This is a genomic window from Catenibacterium sp. RTP21428st1_D7_RTP21428_210409 (assembly GCF_040227455.1).
In the GTDB taxonomy this organism is placed as follows: domain Bacteria; phylum Bacillota_I; class Bacilli_A; order Erysipelotrichales; family Coprobacillaceae; genus Catenibacterium; species Catenibacterium mitsuoka_A.
Genome location: NZ_JBEHVX010000144.1, coordinates 1 through 2,528, shown reverse-complemented (window position 1 = coordinate 2,528; position 2,528 = coordinate 1). Strand labels below are relative to the sequence as shown.

Annotated in this window: 1 protein-coding gene; it reads right to left on the bottom strand. The window is 23.2% G+C overall.

What is annotated here, in order from left to right; translation table 11 throughout:
* Nucleotides 1-71: 71 nt before the first annotated feature.
* Nucleotides 72-2,153 carry a lanthionine synthetase C family protein gene (locus tag ABUA27_RS12460; protein WP_349820843.1) on the bottom strand — a complete coding sequence of 694 codons (2,082 nt, stop codon included), beginning with the start codon at nucleotides 2,151-2,153 and terminating at the stop codon, nucleotides 72-74.
* Nucleotides 2,154-2,528: the final 375 nt, after the last annotated feature.

Here is a 2,528-nt window from a genome sequence, read left to right as displayed (position 1 = left end):
GGTCGACTTAATTTTACTAGGAAATATGTCCATTTTCTATAATTGAAAAATCATATTTTACACAAAATATTTTACACTATCCTACCAAGAATAGGAATAATGTATACACTTGGTAAAAAAGTTATAACCAAATAAAAATATAGCCATTCTTTTTTAATTAATGTTTTTTGAGATTTATCGACTACTCCCATTCTATTTATCAATCTTAAATACTCTTTATTTTTTTTAATCATTATCAGATTCTTATATGTGATACAAAAAATAATCATTGGTAGCATAATTATATAAGCAATTATCGTTCTATACATCTCTATGTTATTGTTTAAATTAAAACAGATTAACGTTATCAAAATAATAGTCAATAATATAAACGTTTGAATTAATAATCCATTAAATCTAAATTTTAAAAACAAATTTCCAAAGACAACAAGTTTTTCTGTATTATTTAACCATTTTGTACGTTTCAACCTTTCTATCAATTCAGGTAAATAATATTTTATAATACCATAACTTCCAATTGAACCTAATATAGAATACAATATATAACCCACTGAAGTATGTTCATTAAATAAGGTGAGCATTAATCCAACAATAAATATGATCAAATAAAACTTACTAGATATTCCAAAGACTGTAGATTTTCTATATTTGTTTTGTCTAGCGTTATTTAACATTTTTACCAAATTTCCACGATACATATACCCAACATTTAATATAAGAGAAGTAATGTATAAACAAAACATTACTATAAGAGATTCCGTAAAAACTTCACTAACTATTACAACTGAATTGTTAATATTTAATAGACCATATAAAAACTCAATAATATGTGGTGTAATACAATAACCAATCATAACACCAATAGTAATTGCACAAATATATATAAATGTATTTTGGTAAACTTGATATAAAATCATCTTAACATTTGTCATGCCATGAAATCTCATCAAGGATATTTCTTTATTTTTTGTTTCTAATATATATATATTTATCGCAGAAATAACTCCATCTAATGAATTCAATCTTTCATATTCGTATATATCTTTTCTTTCACTTTCATTTAAATCATGTTTATAAAAATAATACTTATTTTTCGCATCACCCATATTCCAGATTATTTTTTCAATTTTATCACTTAATTTTCTAAAATAGTCGTCTTCTGTTTCCCTATAAAACAAGTTCACTATGTGATATAATCCAGAGTATCCATGACAAAATGTTGGACAAATCAACTCTAATTTTTCTAAATAATTCAAATCAATTTTTTTCATTTCATCAATCATGTTATTTTTTAACTGTTTATCATTAATGTTATTCGCTATATTATATAACAATCTTGTTATTCCTAATTTTCCATAACACCACGAATATCTTGTTTTATAAACAATTTTTCTATCTTTATTTTCTATTTCTATCAATGAAGGCCATTCCCATTCATTTTTATTAAACATTTCTATGTAATAATTTAATAAATTGTTAAAGACTAAATCTAAATTTTTGCAAGTAATACCTTTCTTGATAGCCAAAGAAAATACATATAAAAAATCTATCATCCCATGAGCTGTACCTAAATCAATATATCCATGTTTATATTCTTTTTTTAATATTGGATTTGTTATAAAATCATTTCTGATTATCAATTTATCCGAGAATTCAATTTTATTATTATCAAATAGATTAACCATCCACTGTAAGCATTCTTTTATATAATTTTCCTCGTCAGTTTTATATACAAGAAAATAATTTAGTATCCCTGTCAAGCCATTTAACAAATCATATTCACCATTAAATAAACTATCTCTTTTTATTCCATGTACAATTAATCTCAATGACTGTTTTTTTACAAATTCTTCAATTGTATCTAGAGATTTACATTTTCCATATATATCCCTTATTACATAAGCCAATCCTGTAAAACCATACCAAACACCCATAGGAATATTAAATTTTTTTAAGTTATTTATTAAATATTCTATTGAGTTTTTACAGGTATCTTTGTAATGCTCACTTTTCTCTGTATTATTTTTATAATATTCACTCAGATAACGATTCAACATAATATAATCAAATAACTCTGTAAAATCATTAAATTGTTGATTATCAATATTATTAACAATTCTTTCGATTATCTTTTCATGATATATGCTCTTCATATTTTTCAACTCCTGTCCTGTCGACAAACTAAAAATATCATTTTTTTATAAACGAATTAATAAAAATAACTTAAGTAACAAAAATATGGCATAACTATCATAAATAAACTCTAACTCTTTGTATCAATGATATTATATTAAGATAATTTTATTTATTTAAAATATTTTCTCATCAGTTGTATTAAAACTATTTTAATAATATATATTTGTGATTTAGCGAGAAACAAATACTACTTTCATTAATTTCTGTACAGAATACATTTTTTGTGCATAGAAAACATAATTTATATAAAAATTAATTTGAATACCCACAAACCACAGGTTAGTGAAAATTAAATTTCATAAACACCGATTAAACGGCGTTCATGAAGCTGA